This is a genomic window from Legionella fallonii LLAP-10 (assembly GCF_000953135.1).
Lineage (GTDB): Bacteria > Pseudomonadota > Gammaproteobacteria > Legionellales > Legionellaceae > Legionella > Legionella fallonii.
Window position 1 is genome coordinate 656,446 of record NZ_LN614827.1, and the last position, 15,875, is coordinate 672,320.

Consider the following 15,875-nt stretch of genomic DNA (forward strand, 5'->3'; position numbering starts at 1 on the left):
AAGCTAATTTTAATATTTAATCAGTATGTGTTGCATCATCTACTCGGTTTAATCGCCATAAAATATGAACTTATTGCACAGTACACATAGTTTATTCCTTCATAGGCTTCTGCTATTAGTTTGCTCTATCCTTTCCTTTAGTTGTGCCGCTTTGCCTTTTGCTCCTAACACAAAAAATGTGCAGGCTAGTTCCAACGAAGTTACCAATAGTTATACCTTTGCGCAATTGGGCTGGGATAGCTCCGTCACGCTCAATGGCTATAAGCCGAATTATACTTTTTATCTCCCGATCGGGACTCACGTGAACGCACAAAAAGCCATTTTGCATTTAAAAATGGCTTTTTCTCAGTTTGTAGGCCAAGAAACAAGCGTTGAGATTAAGTTTAATCAAACGTTTATCCGTCGTTTAACTTTACCTTCTGATTTAAGTAAAGAAGGGAGTTGGGACATTGAGTTACCATTAGCTCAATTATCATCGGATTGGCAAGCTTTAACTTTTTCTGCCTATTTATCCAGTATAGAAAATTTATGTATCCCCAATATCTGGATTTATATTTCACCAGAATCCAGTGTCACTTTGACTACTCTGCCACTACCATTTAGGGGTTCATTAAATCAACTCCCTTATCCTTTTATTGATCCAGGCTCAATTAATCCGGTTCCCGTATTGTTGCTATTACCCAAGGCATTTGCACAGCAAGAAATTTTTTCACTCTTGCAAGTCGCTTGGCAATTGGGACAACTGGCAGGTGATAGCAAAGTTAATTTATCCGTTGACTTTATTAATGATTCTGTAGAAAAACAAAAAGAAAATAATTTAATTCTTATAGGGACATCGAGCCATTTATTTAAAGATAGTGGTCTTCAAATAGATACTCTTGATCACTCCGCCGAGGTGAGCAATGCATTGAATAAGGACTCAGGAATTCTTTTATTAAGCCAGTCTCCATATAACACTATCTTTGGTTTATTAACAATTACAGGTACTAATTATGCTGCTTTACAGAAAGCAGTCAGTGCTTTTTTAACTCCTGAATTTAAATCACTTGCATCAGGGCAGATTGCTGTTATAGACCAAATTCAAGTTAGCACAGTAACGAATTCGATAAGTGACGTATATCGCTCTTCTTTCAAAGAGTTGGGTTATTCTGATCAGAGTGTTTCAGGACTTGGGCGACACAAGTTAATTTATAACATCCCTCTTCCCAATGATCGTGTTCCAAACTTTGCCCAGGTTAAGACCTTTGTCACTGCACCCAAGTTTCCCGGTAATAATAACTCGCAAATAACTCTTTTAGTGAATGGATTAAAGCAATCTTCTTTTTGGCTTACTCAAGAGCATTCTGAATGGCAGGCTAATATAAACTCTGGAGCTTTGAAGCCTGGAATAAATAGATTAGATTATTTAATTGATCTTCATCTTGAACATGAGCAATGTACGCGGGAAAATTATGATGAGGTATGGGCAACTATTTACTCGCAAACGCAATTTCAAGCTTCTTTTTTTAATAGCTTTCCACTGGCCATGTTGAATCAGCTCCCGGTTCCTTTTAACTCTGAAGTAACCGTTGTTTTGTCTGAGCATTTATCTAAAGAACATTTAAATAATTTAGCGAAACTATTTTTTAAATTCGGCCAATTATTTCAACCTTCTGCAGTGCATTTTAATTTTCGTACTAGCAATCAAGTTGATGAGGATTTTATCCGTAATAATAATATTATCCTTATTGGAACACCCTCTGATAACCCATGGGTTAAATTGGCGCTTGATTACATGCCCGTACAACTTAATAGAGACTCGCGCTTGTTAAAACTACCTCAGGAAAAACTAGAGATTTCTGGTAGTCATTTCACTGGATTGTTAGAGCTTATACCGTCTCCCTGGAGTGAGGGAAATGCCGTTTTTCTTATTAGTGGAGACAGTGATTCGGCGCTTTCTTGGGCTATTAAAGCATTAATTAATGATAAAAGCCGCATGAAGCTGAATGGCAATATAGCGATTATTAACTCCGACCAATCGACTGAAATTTTTAATAGCTACGATAACCGCTATATTAGCTTGAAACATCGAGTTACAATGTATTTGTCGAATCTTGGTAAGAATATACTTTATTACTTAGAAACCCATCCGCAAATTTTTATTTATTTACTGGTATTGATTGTGCCCCTAATCATATTTGTAAGAAAACGAAATAAGTAATGATTGGTAATTGAAAATGGATTTTAAAAAAAGCGTATTCTCAATATTTATTTATAATTCACTTCTGTTGAGTACGCCAAAGCTCTATGCTGCTAATTTCGTCGATCCCCGGCAGATTTTTCCAACTACAAGTAATGAAAAAATACCCTCACAATTTTGGCTTGAGAATAAAAAACCTTATCCTACCAATGCATGGTTTATTAATTTAGTACTCAATCAGACAAATCCTGGCAATGCAGTTAATGTTTTTCCTTATTCGATTAAAATAAGTCCACGGGGAATTAGCCTAAGTTATACTAGACCAACTTTTTATGCAGAACCTGATTATCCATCAATCATATCAGCCTTTTATTACCAATTTGAAAATCAGTTGACCTTAGGTGCTAGCACGCCAATGAACAATTACGGCCTGGCTTCTTATCATGGTTTAAAAATTACTCTGCAGTGGCAAAATGATCAGCAGCAAAAAATTACCGCGCCTATTCTTCAAGGCTCGCCTTATCTAACCGAGTTTTTTACTAATACCATACCTCAACTCAGCACCCGTTTTAAAATACGTTCCATTAATCAACAAACTAAAACAGGTCCTTTAGCCAAAGCCCAACGTTATGAATTGATACTCGCTCTCAATGAGCATGATACTCAGACCTGGCTCTTATATAGCGAGAGTCCAATTCTTTTTAATTGGAATATTAATTCTCAAGGAGAATACTTAATATCCAGTGAGCCGTATTCTGGCTGGATACGATTGGTTTTACAAAAAGATACTCAAATGCATGTAGACAATGATGCCGCTCTTTTAGACGCCTACAGATCAAACATCCCGCTTGATTATCAACAGGATTATTTCGTCACGGATCAAAATTTAATTTATTCTTTTTCTTGGCAGACGCAAAATAATAAACCGCCTTTAATGCTTTCGCTACCTCATCAGCGTAATGCAATGCCGCAGAGCTCTTCTGTAACCTACCCTGGAATAAAAGGGCTCATGTTAGGAGAAAATAAAGTGCGATGGGAAATAGGGCTTCCCAATGTGCCTGTTTTATTTTTAGAGCCTAAGAATTTATCGCCAGAGCAGATAAAGATTCTGCATGCGTCATTATTGGTCGATGTGCACAATTTGCTGCGCTATCCATTTCCGGATGATGGCCCTTACCAAGTTGGTAAACGTTATGCACGTGCTGCTCGTCTTATTTTAATTGCCAACTATCTCAAAGAATATACGCTACAGAGGAAAATGCTGGATTATCTTGAAACACACTTAAGGAAGAAAATGCTGGCTAAATCAGGCTGGCGATTTCAATACGATACAACTTGGGGTGGAATTATTCCAAGTATTGATGACTATGGCGCTCGTCATTATAACGATCATCATTACCATTACGGCTATTGGGTTTACACCTTCGCTGTTATTGCGCAGTTTGACCGTACGTGGCTTAGCAGTAGTCTAAAGCCTAAATCTTTTACACCGAAACAGTGGATTGAAACTTTGATCCGTGATTATGCAAATGAAGACAAAGGAGATCCCTATTTTCCAGTACAGCGTTATCAAGATGATTATGCAGGCCACTCTTGGGCTTCCGGATTGACTTCCTTCGTCGATGGGCAAAATCAACAATCAAGTAGTGAAGCCGTCAATGCTTATTATGCCATGGCGCTATATGCTGCAGCGTTACATGATAAAAAATTATTAGATTGGGCCCGGTTCCTCATGACACGTGAGTTGGTGTCTGCACAAACTTATTGGCAAATCCCTAAGGATAGTGCAATCTATAGCGACAAATTCAAAGAGCATAATCAGGTTGTTGCCAATTTATGGGATAATAAAATTGATACAAATGCTTTTTTTATAAAATGTAACGCCGAATTTCGTTGTGGACTTGAGTATTCTTTTGGCATAGAGATGCTCCCATTCACGGCAGTTACTTCAGAATTACTCAATAAAAAATGGTTAAAGGATGCTTATCCAGCAATAAAAAAATTGATAGCAAATGAATATGGTCCAATCCCTCCTGCTTGGCAATGGATCTTAATTAAAGGAATTGCAGCTATTATGGACAAAAATGAAAAAGAATATTTTTTAAAAAAAGTTATGGATTCAAAACCAGCAGAGTATGACAACGGAGATTCAAAAACTAATACCTTATATTTTTTAATATAATGATTCACTTTTTACCAAGAGCGGATTTTTGGCCAAGCAGGTTTCTTTTTCTGCTATTGTCGTTCGTGTCAATGGTCACTCATGCTTATCAAAAACCGCAGATTATTTCTTCAGTAGCTCCACTCATTTATTTAGTAACTTCTGCATCATCTGATAAAGGGAGTTTTGTATTGCCTCACAAAGCTCAGAATATTCTCAATGAAAACTTGCCCACTAAAAGGGGAGTCCAGTCTCATTTTGTTGGTAAAGAATGGTTTTATTCGTTTCTTTATTATCTGTGTCTCACAATGGCTTTAACTGGTATTGTTCCTGTTGTTGTTTTTTTTATTGAGCATAATCTTGCTGGACTCTATGCTTTTGTGAATCATTTTGGAAAATGTAAAAATTACTGTCCAAGAGTTGCTGTGCTCATTCCTGCGTGGAATGAGGCTTTGGTGCTTGAGCACACGATCAATATCTTGTTGATGATAGATTATCCCCTTGATAATCTACGTCTTTATATTATTGATGATGGCAGTACCGATAATACCCAAGAACTTCTTAAGAAAAAGCACTTAGAATATCCACAAAATATAATTAATGTATACAAAGAAGGTGGTGGAAACGGGAAAGCTCACGCCATAAATTATGGCTTAAATGTGGTTTTAGCCGACGATTGGGCACAAGCTTTACTATTTATCGATGCTGATGTTGCTTTTAAGAAGGATGCATTGCGACGTATGGCACGCCATCTGGCAGATCCTGATGTAGGTGCGGTAACAGCATATATTAAGGTCGGTAACAGAAATACGAATTTCATTACTCGCTCTATAGGCTTTGAGTATATCGTCTCACAATCCATTACTCGAAGGGCGCAAAGTGTATTGGGTGTTGTTGCTTGTTTAGCAGGGGGGGCCCAATTACATACACGCGAAAATATTGAACAATTAGGGAGTGAAATTAATACTTCAACTCTCGCGGAAGATACTTATACTACCTTCGCCACTCAAAAGTTAGGAAAAAAGGTTATTTTTGAGGGTAATGCTTTTGTTTATGCCGAAGAGCCTAAAACCATAATTGATGTTTGGAAGCAGCGTTTTCGCTGGGCGCGCGGTAATATACAAATTACAAAAGCATTTAAAGACGTTTGGTTTCGCAGCAAACATACAAGTTTGGGAAACTTCCTTTTTGGCATTATTTGGTTCTGTGTTGTCTTAACACCCATTATTATGATTCTTGCCGCTATTGGACTCATAGGTCTTTTTATTCTTGATAAAGAGCATTCATCCCATATTTTTTTCTATCTTGCTTCTATCAGTCTTTTTGTTTATTTGTATACTACTATATTTGCGCTTTTTGTGGACAGGCGTACTTCAAAATTATCCTTCCTTGAAGGGATAATGTACCCGGGCTTGGTTTCTTTATTCATTCTTTGTATCTCAATAAATCCTCCGTTTTTCTTTAAACAGCTCAGTTACTTATTGAACACGAATGACTCAACGAGCACCAGTGAACTAGTTTTACTCTTTATGGAGAGTTGGAGTGCCTTATGTATGTTTTGGGCATGGGTAGTTTTTCGGTTTGAATTTGCGGGCTTATCACCCCGTATCACCAATTTTTTATTGATGGTCGTTGGATATGGCCCTCTTTTATGTACAATAAATCTTGCGGCATATATCGCTGAAATTAAAAGACCTAACCTGCGATGGGATAAAACAGAAAAAATAAGTTCGAAGCGTATTCTGCGCTCTCGCATCGAACCACTCCTGCCTTTTGATTTTGATAAAGCTTTAGCCAAAGATTTTCAGCGTGAATACCGCTTTTTTTGCCTCCAGCTTATCAGCATTGGTATCGTTTGTGGGTTATTTATCTTATTTCATTTTCTTAAGTTCTAATTATGAAATTAATCAGCTTCTTCTTCCTTATTTTTTGTCTTCATTCAGTCAATGCTGATTCTGTAGTTCTTTGTGATGTCTCTAAAGGATTAGAGTTAGTTAACCAAGAGACATACTCTGAATCTCAAATAGAAAAAATATTAGCTGATTGTGATAAAGTCTCGCCTAATAATGTTTCTGTTTTACTATTGCATGGCTTGGATGCTCGAAAAAAAGCACAGCAAAATAAACAGTATGCCGCAGCCATTGATTGGCTTGAAAAAGCCCACTTAGCTGCGCCGCAGAATGTAGCAATCACCATGGAATTGGCCAGCACCTATGAAATGGCAAACAATTTGCTAAAAGCTGCACAAATCTATCAGTCAGTCTTGCTGCAAAGTCCGCAAAATCGAGCAGCCTTATTGGGACAAACGAGAGTATTGAGATTACAAGGTCAGTTGAATCAGGCAACTGCTATTTATAAAAATTTATTAATAAATAATCCTCATGATGTTGATGCTCTAAATGGATTAGGCTGGATTAAAGCAGCGGAAAACGATTTAACATCTGCAAATAGTTACTTCCAAGAAACCTTAAAAATACAGCCACAAAATCTAGAGGCCTTACTTGGTTTAAATAAAATTAGGCAAACCCAAGAACAAGCCCTGAGTGTAAACTCATCGTGTGATGCCGTGAACGGGCTTATATTGCTCAACAATAAATATCCCCCTTTGGAAAAAATTCACTCGATTTTACAGCACTGTGAACTCAATCAGGTAACAAACACGGAGACACTCCTGTTACATGGATTACTGGCTCGCAAAGAGGCTTTCGATAGGAATAAAAATTATAAAACAGCTATTTTCTGGTTACAGAAAGCCATACAATCGGCAAAAAACAAGAATCAAGCTCCTGAGTTAGAATTAGCAACCACTTATGAATGGGCTGAAAAACCCAAAGAAGCACAACTTATCTATCAGCATATCCTCACCCAAGATAAGATGAATAGAGTTGCTTTACTAGGGTTAGCTCGTACCTTTCGAATGATGTCTAAACTGCAACAGGCAAGTTTGATATATCATCAATTTCTTACCAAAAACCCCAAGGATGTCGATGCGCTTATTGGGTTAGGATGGATTGAATTAGCAAAATCTAATTTTGATTTAGCCATTCGCTTTTTCGCAGACAGCTTGAAAATTCAGCCTCTCAATGAAGAGGCAAAACTGGCATTAACAAAAATAGCAGAAGCACAACGACGCCCGATCCTTCCCCCTTTATCCGAAGCAGAGCGTGGATTAATTTTACTCAATCAGGAAAATCCGCCCATAGAAAAAATTCAAGCGATATTAAGATACTCCGATCTCCATGAGCCTCATAGTACCTCTACCCTTATGCTACACGGATTATTAGCACGCTATTTGAAGGAGTATAAATCGGCCATTTCTTGGCTAAGAAGAGCAGCACAAACTGCTAAGCCAGGAAATGACGCACCTGCTTTAGAATTAGCTATAGCCTATGAATGGGCGTCAGAGCTTAAAAATGCCTTATTGGTATATCAGGAGATACTTTTTAAAAAGCCCAATGACCGTAGTGCCCTTTTGGGAAAAGCGCGTGTATTAAGGGCGTTATACCAAATACCTCAATCTAAGGCTATTTATCAACAATTACTTAATAAATGTCCTAAAGATGTTGATGCGCTTAATGGCTATGGTGAAGCGTTATTGACTAATTATGAATTTAAACAAGCGCGGAAAGAATTTAATGAGGCTTTAAGCTTAAGTCCCGAAAACAAGCAAACTGCATCGGACATACAAATTCTTAATAAGGCAACAAAAAATATTTTAGGATTCACAGGGGGGCATTATGCTGTGCCACCAGAAAGCTCTGAGGGAATTAACTTATTTTATTTTAGAAATTTAAATGCTACAGATGGTTTAACGCTTTTGGCCACACATAATACGAAACAAATAGAAAGTGGTTTTGGTGTTGGTCCTACGTTGCTGCCCAATAACAGCCTTTTGCTAGGGTACCAACGCATCGTACCTAAAAAATACAGTTGGCAATTAAGTTATGATGCTCGTCAACACAATAGTCACCCTTTTGAGCACCGAGCCTTTGCTTTAGCGGGTTTATTTGTACACCCCAATCTGGAATGGTTTAATGGCTTTAGGTTGATTGCGCCGAAACCATGGAACACGAGGCTCTTTATTTCAGGCCTAACCGCTTATACACCATTACCAGCAAACATTACGGTCACAGGTTTTTGGACAGAGCAACAAATTGGTGGTTATAGTTCTTCCTATGTACTTGACTTTAGTAAGGAATTTAGTAATAGTTTTTTTTATGATCTTGGCACTTCTTATCTGCCCCAGCAGCAAAAAAGCTGGGAAGTACATGGCAAATTCTTATTGCCAATCTTTAAACATCACGCTTTAGTAGGTGAGTGTTCTCATTATTTTTTTAATAATAGTACCTTTATTACCGCTGGTTGGCGTATATATTGGGCGTAATCTTAGGAAGAGATATGAAAATTTTAATTACTGGTGCAGGAGGAGCAGCCGCTGTCAGCATTTGGAAAAGCCTTGCTCAAGAACATGAGATTTATATGGTTGATATTGATCCGTGTGCGGCGGGATTGTATTTAGTTCCTCCTGACAGGCGTATGTTAATTCCCCGCGGCGACTCGGACGATTTTATCCCTGCTTTACTCAATATTTGTCAAGAAAAGCAGATTGAAGTACTGATTCCCACTGTAGATGTTGAATTGTTTCCAATAGCGAAGGATGTTACGAAATTTACCAGCAAAGGAATCATAGTACCGTTAAGCTCAGCAGAGGCGCTAGAACTTTGTCGTGATAAATATAAGTTATTACGCTTTTGTGAGGATACTGGTCTGACCCCTTCATTTGCTTTATTAACAGAAGAGACTGCTGCCTCTTTCATTAATTTTCCCTATTTTGCTAAACCTCGTCTTGGTGCTGGTTCGCGGGGAGCCATGATCATTGCTAATAGCAAGGAGCTGAATCAATTACCTAAAAACAACAGTTATTTAATTCAAGAGCTTCTCCCAGGTGAAGAATATTCTGTGGATGTGTATATCCATAGTGATGGCTACCCTTTAGCTGCCGTCCCCCGTTTAAGAATGAAAATTGATTCGGGTATTGCGGTCGCTTGCCAAACCAAAATTAACTCCCACTTAAGTACGATAGCACTTAAAATTGCACAAAAAGTAGGGATTATGTTTGTAGCTAATATTCAATTTAAAGCAGATGCACAGGGGGAGTTCAAATTATTAGAAATCAATCCTCGTTTTCCTGGTACTCTTCCTTTAACTGGCGCAGCAGGAATTGATATTCCACGGCTTTTGATTCAAAACATTCAAGGTAAGCCTTTAGCCTCTGCCTTGTTGCCTTTTAAAGAGTTAATGGTTGTTCGATACTGGACAGAGAAATTCTTCCCCATTGATGAATGGCAAGCTCTATGCCCCGATTAAAACTGTGGTTAATCAGACATGGAGAAACGGAAGTAAATACAGGTGTTTGGAGTGCAAAGCCTTCTGAAGCGCATTTAACCTCTTTAGGAAGAGGACAAGCGAAGAAGGCTGCGACAGAAATTACGGAACAACCTGATCTACTCATTGTTTCTCCTTTAGTCCGTGCAAAAGAAACCGCTGAATTTTTATTAAATCAATGGCCAAACACTTCTTATCAAATATGGCCTATTCAAGAATTTATTTATCTTTCACCATATCGTTTGCAGAGTTTGAGTCCATTGGCGAGAAAAGAAGAGATTAAGCGTTACTGGCAGAAAAGTGATCCTTACTACAATGATGGCAATGATGCTGAATGTTTTGCTGCTTTTTTGCAGCGGGTCGCGTATTTTCATAACGAGATTATTAAACAACAAGGCTTTGTCGTTGTCATTGGCCACGGGCAGTTTTTTAAGGCGTATCAAATGGGTTTGACTCATGGCTTTGCACCCAATTCCGAGTGGATGAGCTTGTTTCGCCAACAAGAAACAGCAAATCCGATTAAAAATGGAGAGATTTGTAAGCTTAACTTTACTTAGCCTAACGTTGCTTAAGCTCTTAAAGAGTCTATTCTTAAAGAAGGGATTAAGAACAAATTTAAAGGACTCAGAACTTGGATAATCCTTATAAAATTTTACTCATAGAACCTGATTTGGAATTAGCTAAGACAATAATAGATTGGCTAGGCAATCCAATTCGTCTTGTTCATGCGATAGATAACCATAACGTTCTAAAACAGGCCGCGATTGATAAGTGGGATCTTGTCATCACTAATATTCACTCGTCTAAAATAAATGATTTAGATATTACTAGGATTGTGAAAGAAACAGATTCAACATCGGCTATCTTAATCATTGCTGAGAATATAAAAGTAGATTTTATTCTCGCAGCTATGGAATATCACGCTGATGCGTTACTCTTTAAGCCTTTAGACAAAAATGAATTTATATCTAAGGTATTGCAATTAGCCGAACAGTCAAAAAGGAAAAGAGAAGAGAGAGGCAATAGGATAGTTTTAGCCGTAGGCGCACATCCTGATGATGTAGAGTTTGGATGCGCAGGAACTTTAGCCAAACTTCGCGAAAATGGAAATCAAATTAATATATTAACATTAAGTTTAGGAGCCGCAGGAGGAGATCCAAATATTAGAAAAAAAGAGGCTAAAAAAGCTGCCAAGATTCAACGAGCTAAATTATTTTTAGGTGATCTTGAAGATACAAAAATAACAGATGCTGCAATAACGATAAAGTATATTAAAGACATCGTTCACGAGATTAATCCGACTGATATTTATACCCATTCTATCTATGATAATCATCAAGATCACCGAGCCGTTTTTCATGCAACTATTAGTGCGTGTCGAAGAGTGCCTAATATATTTTGCTATCTTTCCCCTTCAGGCACTGTTGATTTTAGACCCAATATATTTATTAACATTGATCGGTTTATGGACACCAAATTGAAGGTTATCGCAGAATTTAAAAGTCAAATAAATTTACGTCCTTATTTACAGCCTGACATGATCACAGCAACAGCACGCTATTGGGGGCGTTTTTGCAACTATCATTTGGCGGAACCAATGGAGGTACTTAGAGGATATTCTTAGGTAAATTTATCTGGTAAGTGAATAAATCGATTCCTGGAGCCGAGGATTAAAAAAAATGACTATGCCCCTAAAATTAAATTGTAAGGTAGGCACGAATGAGTCAACGCAAATATTTTGGTACAGATGGCATAAGAGGCCGAGTTGGATCATCCAACATTAATCCGGAGTTTATTTTAAAACTAGGTTGGGCGGCAGGGCGCGTTCTTGTAAATGAGAAAAGAAAAAAAGTAGTGATTGGTAAGGACACCAGAGTTTCTGGCTATATGTTGGAATCTGCTTTGCAAGCTGGATTATCAGCGGCAGGAGTTGATGTTGCATTACTGGGGCCTATGCCAACTCCTGGCGTTGCTTATTTAACCCGGGCACTTAGAGCTGATGCGGGTATCATTATTAGTGCTTCCCACAATTTATTTGAAGACAATGGCATCAAATTTTTTTCACCAGATGGCAGCAAGTTGGCTGATAGTATGGAAAGCGCTATTGAAAATGAATTGGAAAAACAGCTGCAAACAGTGCCTTCAGTTAACTTAGGTAAGGCAACACGTATTAATAATGCGGCTGATCGCTACATCGAATTTTGTAAATCCACAATCCCAATCAAGTCTCGATTATTTACTTTTAAAATAGTCGTCGATTGTGCAAATGGAGCAGCATATCATATTGCACCAAATGTATTTTCTGAATTAGGAGCTGATGTCGTTTCCATGGGGATAAATCCGAATGGTTTTAATATCAATCAAAATTGTGGCTCGACAGCACCAGAATTATTAAGAGAAAAGGTAATTAGTGTTGGAGCTGATATTGGTATTGCTTTGGATGGAGATGGAGATAGAGTTATTTTAGTGGATTCCCTAGGAAATTTTGTTAATGGTGATCAAATTGTCTACATTATTGCGCAAGATAGATATCAACGAGGCACACTAGAAGGAGGGATAGTAGGAACCTTGATGAGTAATTATGGACTCGAATTAGCAATTACTTCGTTGGGAATACCTTTTCAACGTTCTGAGGTGGGCGATAGGTATGTTCAGGAACTGTTAAGAAAGAACGATTGGTTGATTGGAGGGGAGTCGTCTGGCCATGTTTTTTGCTTAGATAAAACAACAACAGCCGATGGTATTGTAACTGCATTACAAGTTCTTGCTATTATGTTGAAACAGGATAAAAAGCTCTATGAATTAACTCAAGGTATGCATTTGTTGCCTCAAATTTTAATCAATTTAAAAACGAAAAATGCTACATTATTAGAATCTAATCCTAATATCATTCAAGCCGTTAAAAATTTGGAAATCACTTTGAATGGTGATGGTCGAATATTACTAAGGGCTTCAGGTACCGAACCGTTATTACGAATTATGGTTGAGGGGCGGGATGCGTTATTGGTAAGCCAATACGCTCAAAAATTACTTAAAGAGATAAATGTAGTTGAACAAAAGCTAGCTGAGGTAAAATAAAGGAAACCCGGATTATGGCTTTGCCTAATCCGGGCTACTTTTGGGGTTAATGCTTATGTAGGGCTATTTACTCGATCTTCAGTTGGTGGCGTGTTTTGTTCTTCTGTGTGGGTGAATAATAAGTCAATGAACTTTTGTGTTTGTTGAGTGCTGTACAGGTTAGTACATAATAATTGTTTTCTTGACTTGACATATTCGTCCAGGAGTATTTGTTTTATGCTTGACTCTAGCTGTTCAGGTAGGTTAACCGAGAATGGTTTCATATTTTCTATTGTATCAGCATGATATAAATTAAGCTGATCATCTGAGGTCAACATGAACAGCACGTTGTTAGCGTATTTCATTGATCTGCTCTTTATAGGGAATGGAGTTGGGGCAGTTGTATTTCCTGGGGCATGAAGATAAACGTTGTCCCAAGTAAATAATTTCTCTCGGTCGTTTACCGCGATGCGCATTTTGTCTCCTCCCATCATTCCAATAATCTTTTTGTTCATTAGCTGGGGTATGGGGTGAAATTCTACATCCTTGCAAATAGTAAAACCAAATACATCGTTATAACAATTTTCACCAGAGGCATACACTTGGTTTGGAGTGATTACATAAAAAGTAGTTCCTTGCGCAAAAATATTTATAATTGGGCCTGCATTTGCGGGTAAATTAATAGGTAATGGGTGAGTGATATAGCCTTTTTTTTCACCTTTTGATGCTCCATGTGGATTATAACCCCATGTAATTAATTGCCCTTTCTGTGTTACGGCAATGGTAAAAAGGTGCCCACATTCCAAATGTTTTACAGGACCAAATGCTGTTAAATCTACTTTCTCGAAGGTTAAAGCATCGTTTCCCTCTCGGCCTACCTGGCGTGCGGCATTCTGACCTGCAACATAGACCTCACCTCGTTCATTTAATAGAGCTGTATGGTTTAGTCCACATTTTACTTTAATGATTTTGCCTATAGATTCATCATTAATTAATTGAGGTTCATTAATAAGAGAGGAACGGGATCCTAGTCCTAATTGCCCATAAGTATTACCGCCGAAGGCATGAAGTTTACCACTTACCGTTAATAGGAAAAATGAGGGAGAAGTGTTACCCAATGGATAGCTTACATGGGTTTCTGCCACTGGCTCATCTAATTCTTTTTCTATGACCGGGGTGTATTTATTGAAGCCCTGGTATAAGGTAACCTTCGTTTCTTCGGCTAGAAGGATGTTCGTATTAGTGTAGGCAAATGGCATTTTATTCTCCTTGAAAACAATTGGCCTATTTTATTATCATTTTGAGTTAAATTCATCCGTTGCAAATACGGATAATCTAGCGTGCACTGGTTAGTCAACAAATTGCCCAATGGTGCTACCTTAATAAAAGGAAGAAAAAATCGTAGCCCGTATTAGTGCAGCATAATACGGGAATACCCTAGCTCAGTGCACTGAAATTCCGGATTACGCTGCGCTCATCCAGGCTACAAAAACTTAAGGTAGCGCCATTGGTCAACAAATTGCCCGACAAACGTTTCTTATTAATGCTTATGTGTTGCTATTTACCAGGCTTGAGATCATTCCAGTTTCTGGTGAACTTACTGCTGGCTTTATGACGTTGGTCGAAAATAGTTTAATTACTTGATTTGCTTGCTTTGCTGAATGAAAGGCTTTAAAGCCTTTCATTATTCATAAGACCGGTGGGTTTTCTTAATCTCATTCAACAGTTCAAATTTAAAGAAGAGGAATAAGGTATATTAATAGTTATTGGAAGGGTTATTGGACGTGTTGAGGGAGCAAATAGAGAGTGTCGTATCATATTACTCATATATTGATGGTACCCTGAAGATTCCATGACATTTTGTTGAAAATCTTTGAGATGGCTCAGTTTTAGTTGAGAGCCTTGTTCTAATAAGGTACTGAACTGTGGATCATCTATATTTGAGTATAATCCTCCTAATTCAGTCCATAATTTTTGTGTTGCCTTCTCTTTTATGTTTGACCAAATAGGTAGTAAATCTTTCTCAAGAAGAGAAAAAAACTGCATTAATGCTTTATATTCTTTGGCTGTTTTCGGATGAGTGAGGGGTTCAAGGTAATCCATTGCTATCTGTTCTATTATTTTATCTCGACGAGCAGAAACGGCCTTGGTTAATGCGTCTTTAAAGGGGATGAATTCTTTCGATGGAGTGTCATAAACAAATATTGTGCCTTTTTCAATGTCATAAAACCATCCGTGTATTGTTATATCATTATTGGCTAGCTTCTTCGCTACGATAGGGTGTGATTTTAAATGTTCCATCTGGACTAATATATTGAGCTGAGTTGCCTGCTTTACTTTTGCATCAAAATTGCTTTCTTGTGAATGAGTTAGTTGTTCTAAAACCGAGTGTGAATGGGTCAACCATGCTGCTGTGTTGGGTAAGCGACTTTTTAAGTCAGGTGTTAATAATCCTTTCATAGCACCGCAATTGGAATGACCGCAAATAATAATATCTTCTATAGGCAGTTCATTTAAGGGATATTCGATTCCCGCGGATTCACCTGATGGTAGGTGAGCAGGGGGAATGATGTTGCCTACATTGCGAAGGACAAATATTTTTCCAGGTTTGGATTGAGTGATGACGTTAGGATCTACACGTGAGTCAGCACAGGTAATGAATAGTGTTTTAGGGCTTTGGCCCTTAGCTAGATAGCTGTACATTTCCTGCATTTGCTTATATGGCTCACCTTGAAATTCCAGTACACCGAGCATTAATTTAATTAACATAATCGTTCCTTTTGAAATTGATGTTTAAGAATAAAAAGTAAACGATCATTTCATAATCGTCAAGTTAATTAACAAAATTGTAAAGTGTTTCATGTTTATGAAGAGGGCGGTTGGGGCATGGCTCATGCCCGTCAAACTAAGAGCGAAATATCCTTCTAAGACCCTCTCCCCAACCATTTTCTGCAATTGAATACTTGATTCTAATGATAATTTCGCGCGCGAGAGAGGGGACTGTTTGTGTCATTGAGGGGGATGAAGTGTGAGGAAGGACAGCGCGCGCCATTAAGATATTTCGAATCCCCGCGGCATCGACCGCGGGGCCCA

Annotated in this window: 10 protein-coding genes; 8 read left to right on the forward strand and 2 right to left on the reverse strand. The window is 38.0% G+C overall.

Annotated features, from left to right (window positions below; genetic code table 11):
• Window positions 1–64: 64 nt before the first annotated feature.
• From LFA_RS02605 to glmM, 8 genes are all read left to right on the forward strand, one after another.
• A complete protein-coding gene (locus LFA_RS02605) occupies window positions 65–2,200 on the forward strand; it encodes a cellulose biosynthesis cyclic di-GMP-binding regulatory protein BcsB (protein ID WP_045094796.1) in 2,136 nt (711 codons plus the stop codon).
• 16 nt (window positions 2,201–2,216) lie between these two features.
• Window positions 2,217–4,361, forward strand: a complete 2,145-nt coding sequence (locus tag LFA_RS02610) for a glycosyl hydrolase (protein WP_045094797.1) — start codon at window positions 2,217–2,219, stop codon at window positions 4,359–4,361.
• A 170-nt stretch (window positions 4,362–4,531) separates the two neighbouring features.
• Window positions 4,532–6,235, forward strand: a complete 1,704-nt coding sequence (locus tag LFA_RS02615) for a glycosyltransferase (protein ID WP_172653452.1) — start codon at window positions 4,532–4,534, stop codon at window positions 6,233–6,235.
• Window positions 6,236–6,237: 2 nt separating this feature from the next.
• The gene (locus LFA_RS02620) at window positions 6,238–8,724 is read left to right on the forward strand and encodes a tetratricopeptide repeat protein (RefSeq protein ID WP_045094798.1); all 2,487 of its coding nucleotides are present in this window, start codon (window positions 6,238–6,240) and stop codon (window positions 8,722–8,724) included.
• A 14-nt stretch (window positions 8,725–8,738) separates the two neighbouring features.
• The gene (locus LFA_RS02625; RefSeq protein WP_045094799.1) at window positions 8,739–9,707 is read left to right on the forward strand and encodes an ATP-grasp domain-containing protein; all 969 of its coding nucleotides are present in this window, start codon (window positions 8,739–8,741) and stop codon (window positions 9,705–9,707) included.
• Window positions 9,695–10,282: a histidine phosphatase family protein gene (locus tag LFA_RS02630; protein ID WP_045094800.1), complete on the forward strand. Its 588-nt coding sequence runs from the start codon at window positions 9,695–9,697 to the stop codon at window positions 10,280–10,282. Before LFA_RS02625 ends, LFA_RS02630 begins: the two co-directional genes overlap by 13 nt.
• A 74-nt stretch (window positions 10,283–10,356) precedes the next feature.
• The gene (locus LFA_RS02635) at window positions 10,357–11,349 is read left to right on the forward strand and encodes a PIG-L family deacetylase (RefSeq protein ID WP_045094801.1); all 993 of its coding nucleotides are present in this window, start codon (window positions 10,357–10,359) and stop codon (window positions 11,347–11,349) included.
• A 95-nt stretch (window positions 11,350–11,444) separates the two neighbouring features.
• A complete protein-coding gene (gene glmM / locus LFA_RS02640) occupies window positions 11,445–12,803 on the forward strand; it encodes a phosphoglucosamine mutase (protein ID WP_045094802.1) in 1,359 nt (452 codons plus the stop codon).
• A 53-nt stretch (window positions 12,804–12,856) separates the two neighbouring features.
• On the opposite strand, the gene LFA_RS02645 is transcribed toward glmM, so the two are convergent.
• Window positions 12,857–14,041: an RCC1 domain-containing protein gene (locus LFA_RS02645; RefSeq protein ID WP_045094803.1), complete on the reverse strand. Its 1,185-nt coding sequence runs from the start codon at window positions 14,039–14,041 to the stop codon at window positions 12,857–12,859.
• Between the two features lie 460 nt (window positions 14,042–14,501).
• Window positions 14,502–15,551, reverse strand: coding sequence for a carbonic anhydrase (locus tag LFA_RS02650; RefSeq protein WP_045094804.1), 1,050 nt, complete (start codon window positions 15,549–15,551; stop codon window positions 14,502–14,504).
• Between the last annotated feature and the right edge of the window lie 324 nt (window positions 15,552–15,875).

Excerpts from the sequence above, each read along its gene's own strand:
- LFA_RS02650 (WP_045094804.1), bottom strand. The coding sequence starts at position 15,551 with ATGTTAATTAAATTAATGCTCGGTGTACTGGAATTTCAAGGTGAGCCA.
- LFA_RS02630 (WP_045094800.1), top strand. The coding sequence starts at position 9,695 with ATGCCCCGATTAAAACTGTGGTTAATCAGACATGGAGAAACGGAAGTA.
- LFA_RS02625 (WP_045094799.1), top strand. The coding sequence starts at position 8,739 with ATGAAAATTTTAATTACTGGTGCAGGAGGAGCAGCCGCTGTCAGCATT.
- LFA_RS02610 (WP_045094797.1), top strand. The coding sequence starts at position 2,217 with ATGGATTTTAAAAAAAGCGTATTCTCAATATTTATTTATAATTCACTT.
- glmM (WP_045094802.1), top strand. The coding sequence starts at position 11,445 with ATGAGTCAACGCAAATATTTTGGTACAGATGGCATAAGAGGCCGAGTT.
- LFA_RS02620 (WP_045094798.1), top strand. The coding sequence starts at position 6,238 with ATGAAATTAATCAGCTTCTTCTTCCTTATTTTTTGTCTTCATTCAGTC.
- LFA_RS02605 (WP_045094796.1), top strand. The coding sequence starts at position 65 with ATGAACTTATTGCACAGTACACATAGTTTATTCCTTCATAGGCTTCTG.
- LFA_RS02645 (WP_045094803.1), bottom strand. The coding sequence starts at position 14,041 with ATGCCATTTGCCTACACTAATACGAACATCCTTCTAGCCGAAGAAACG.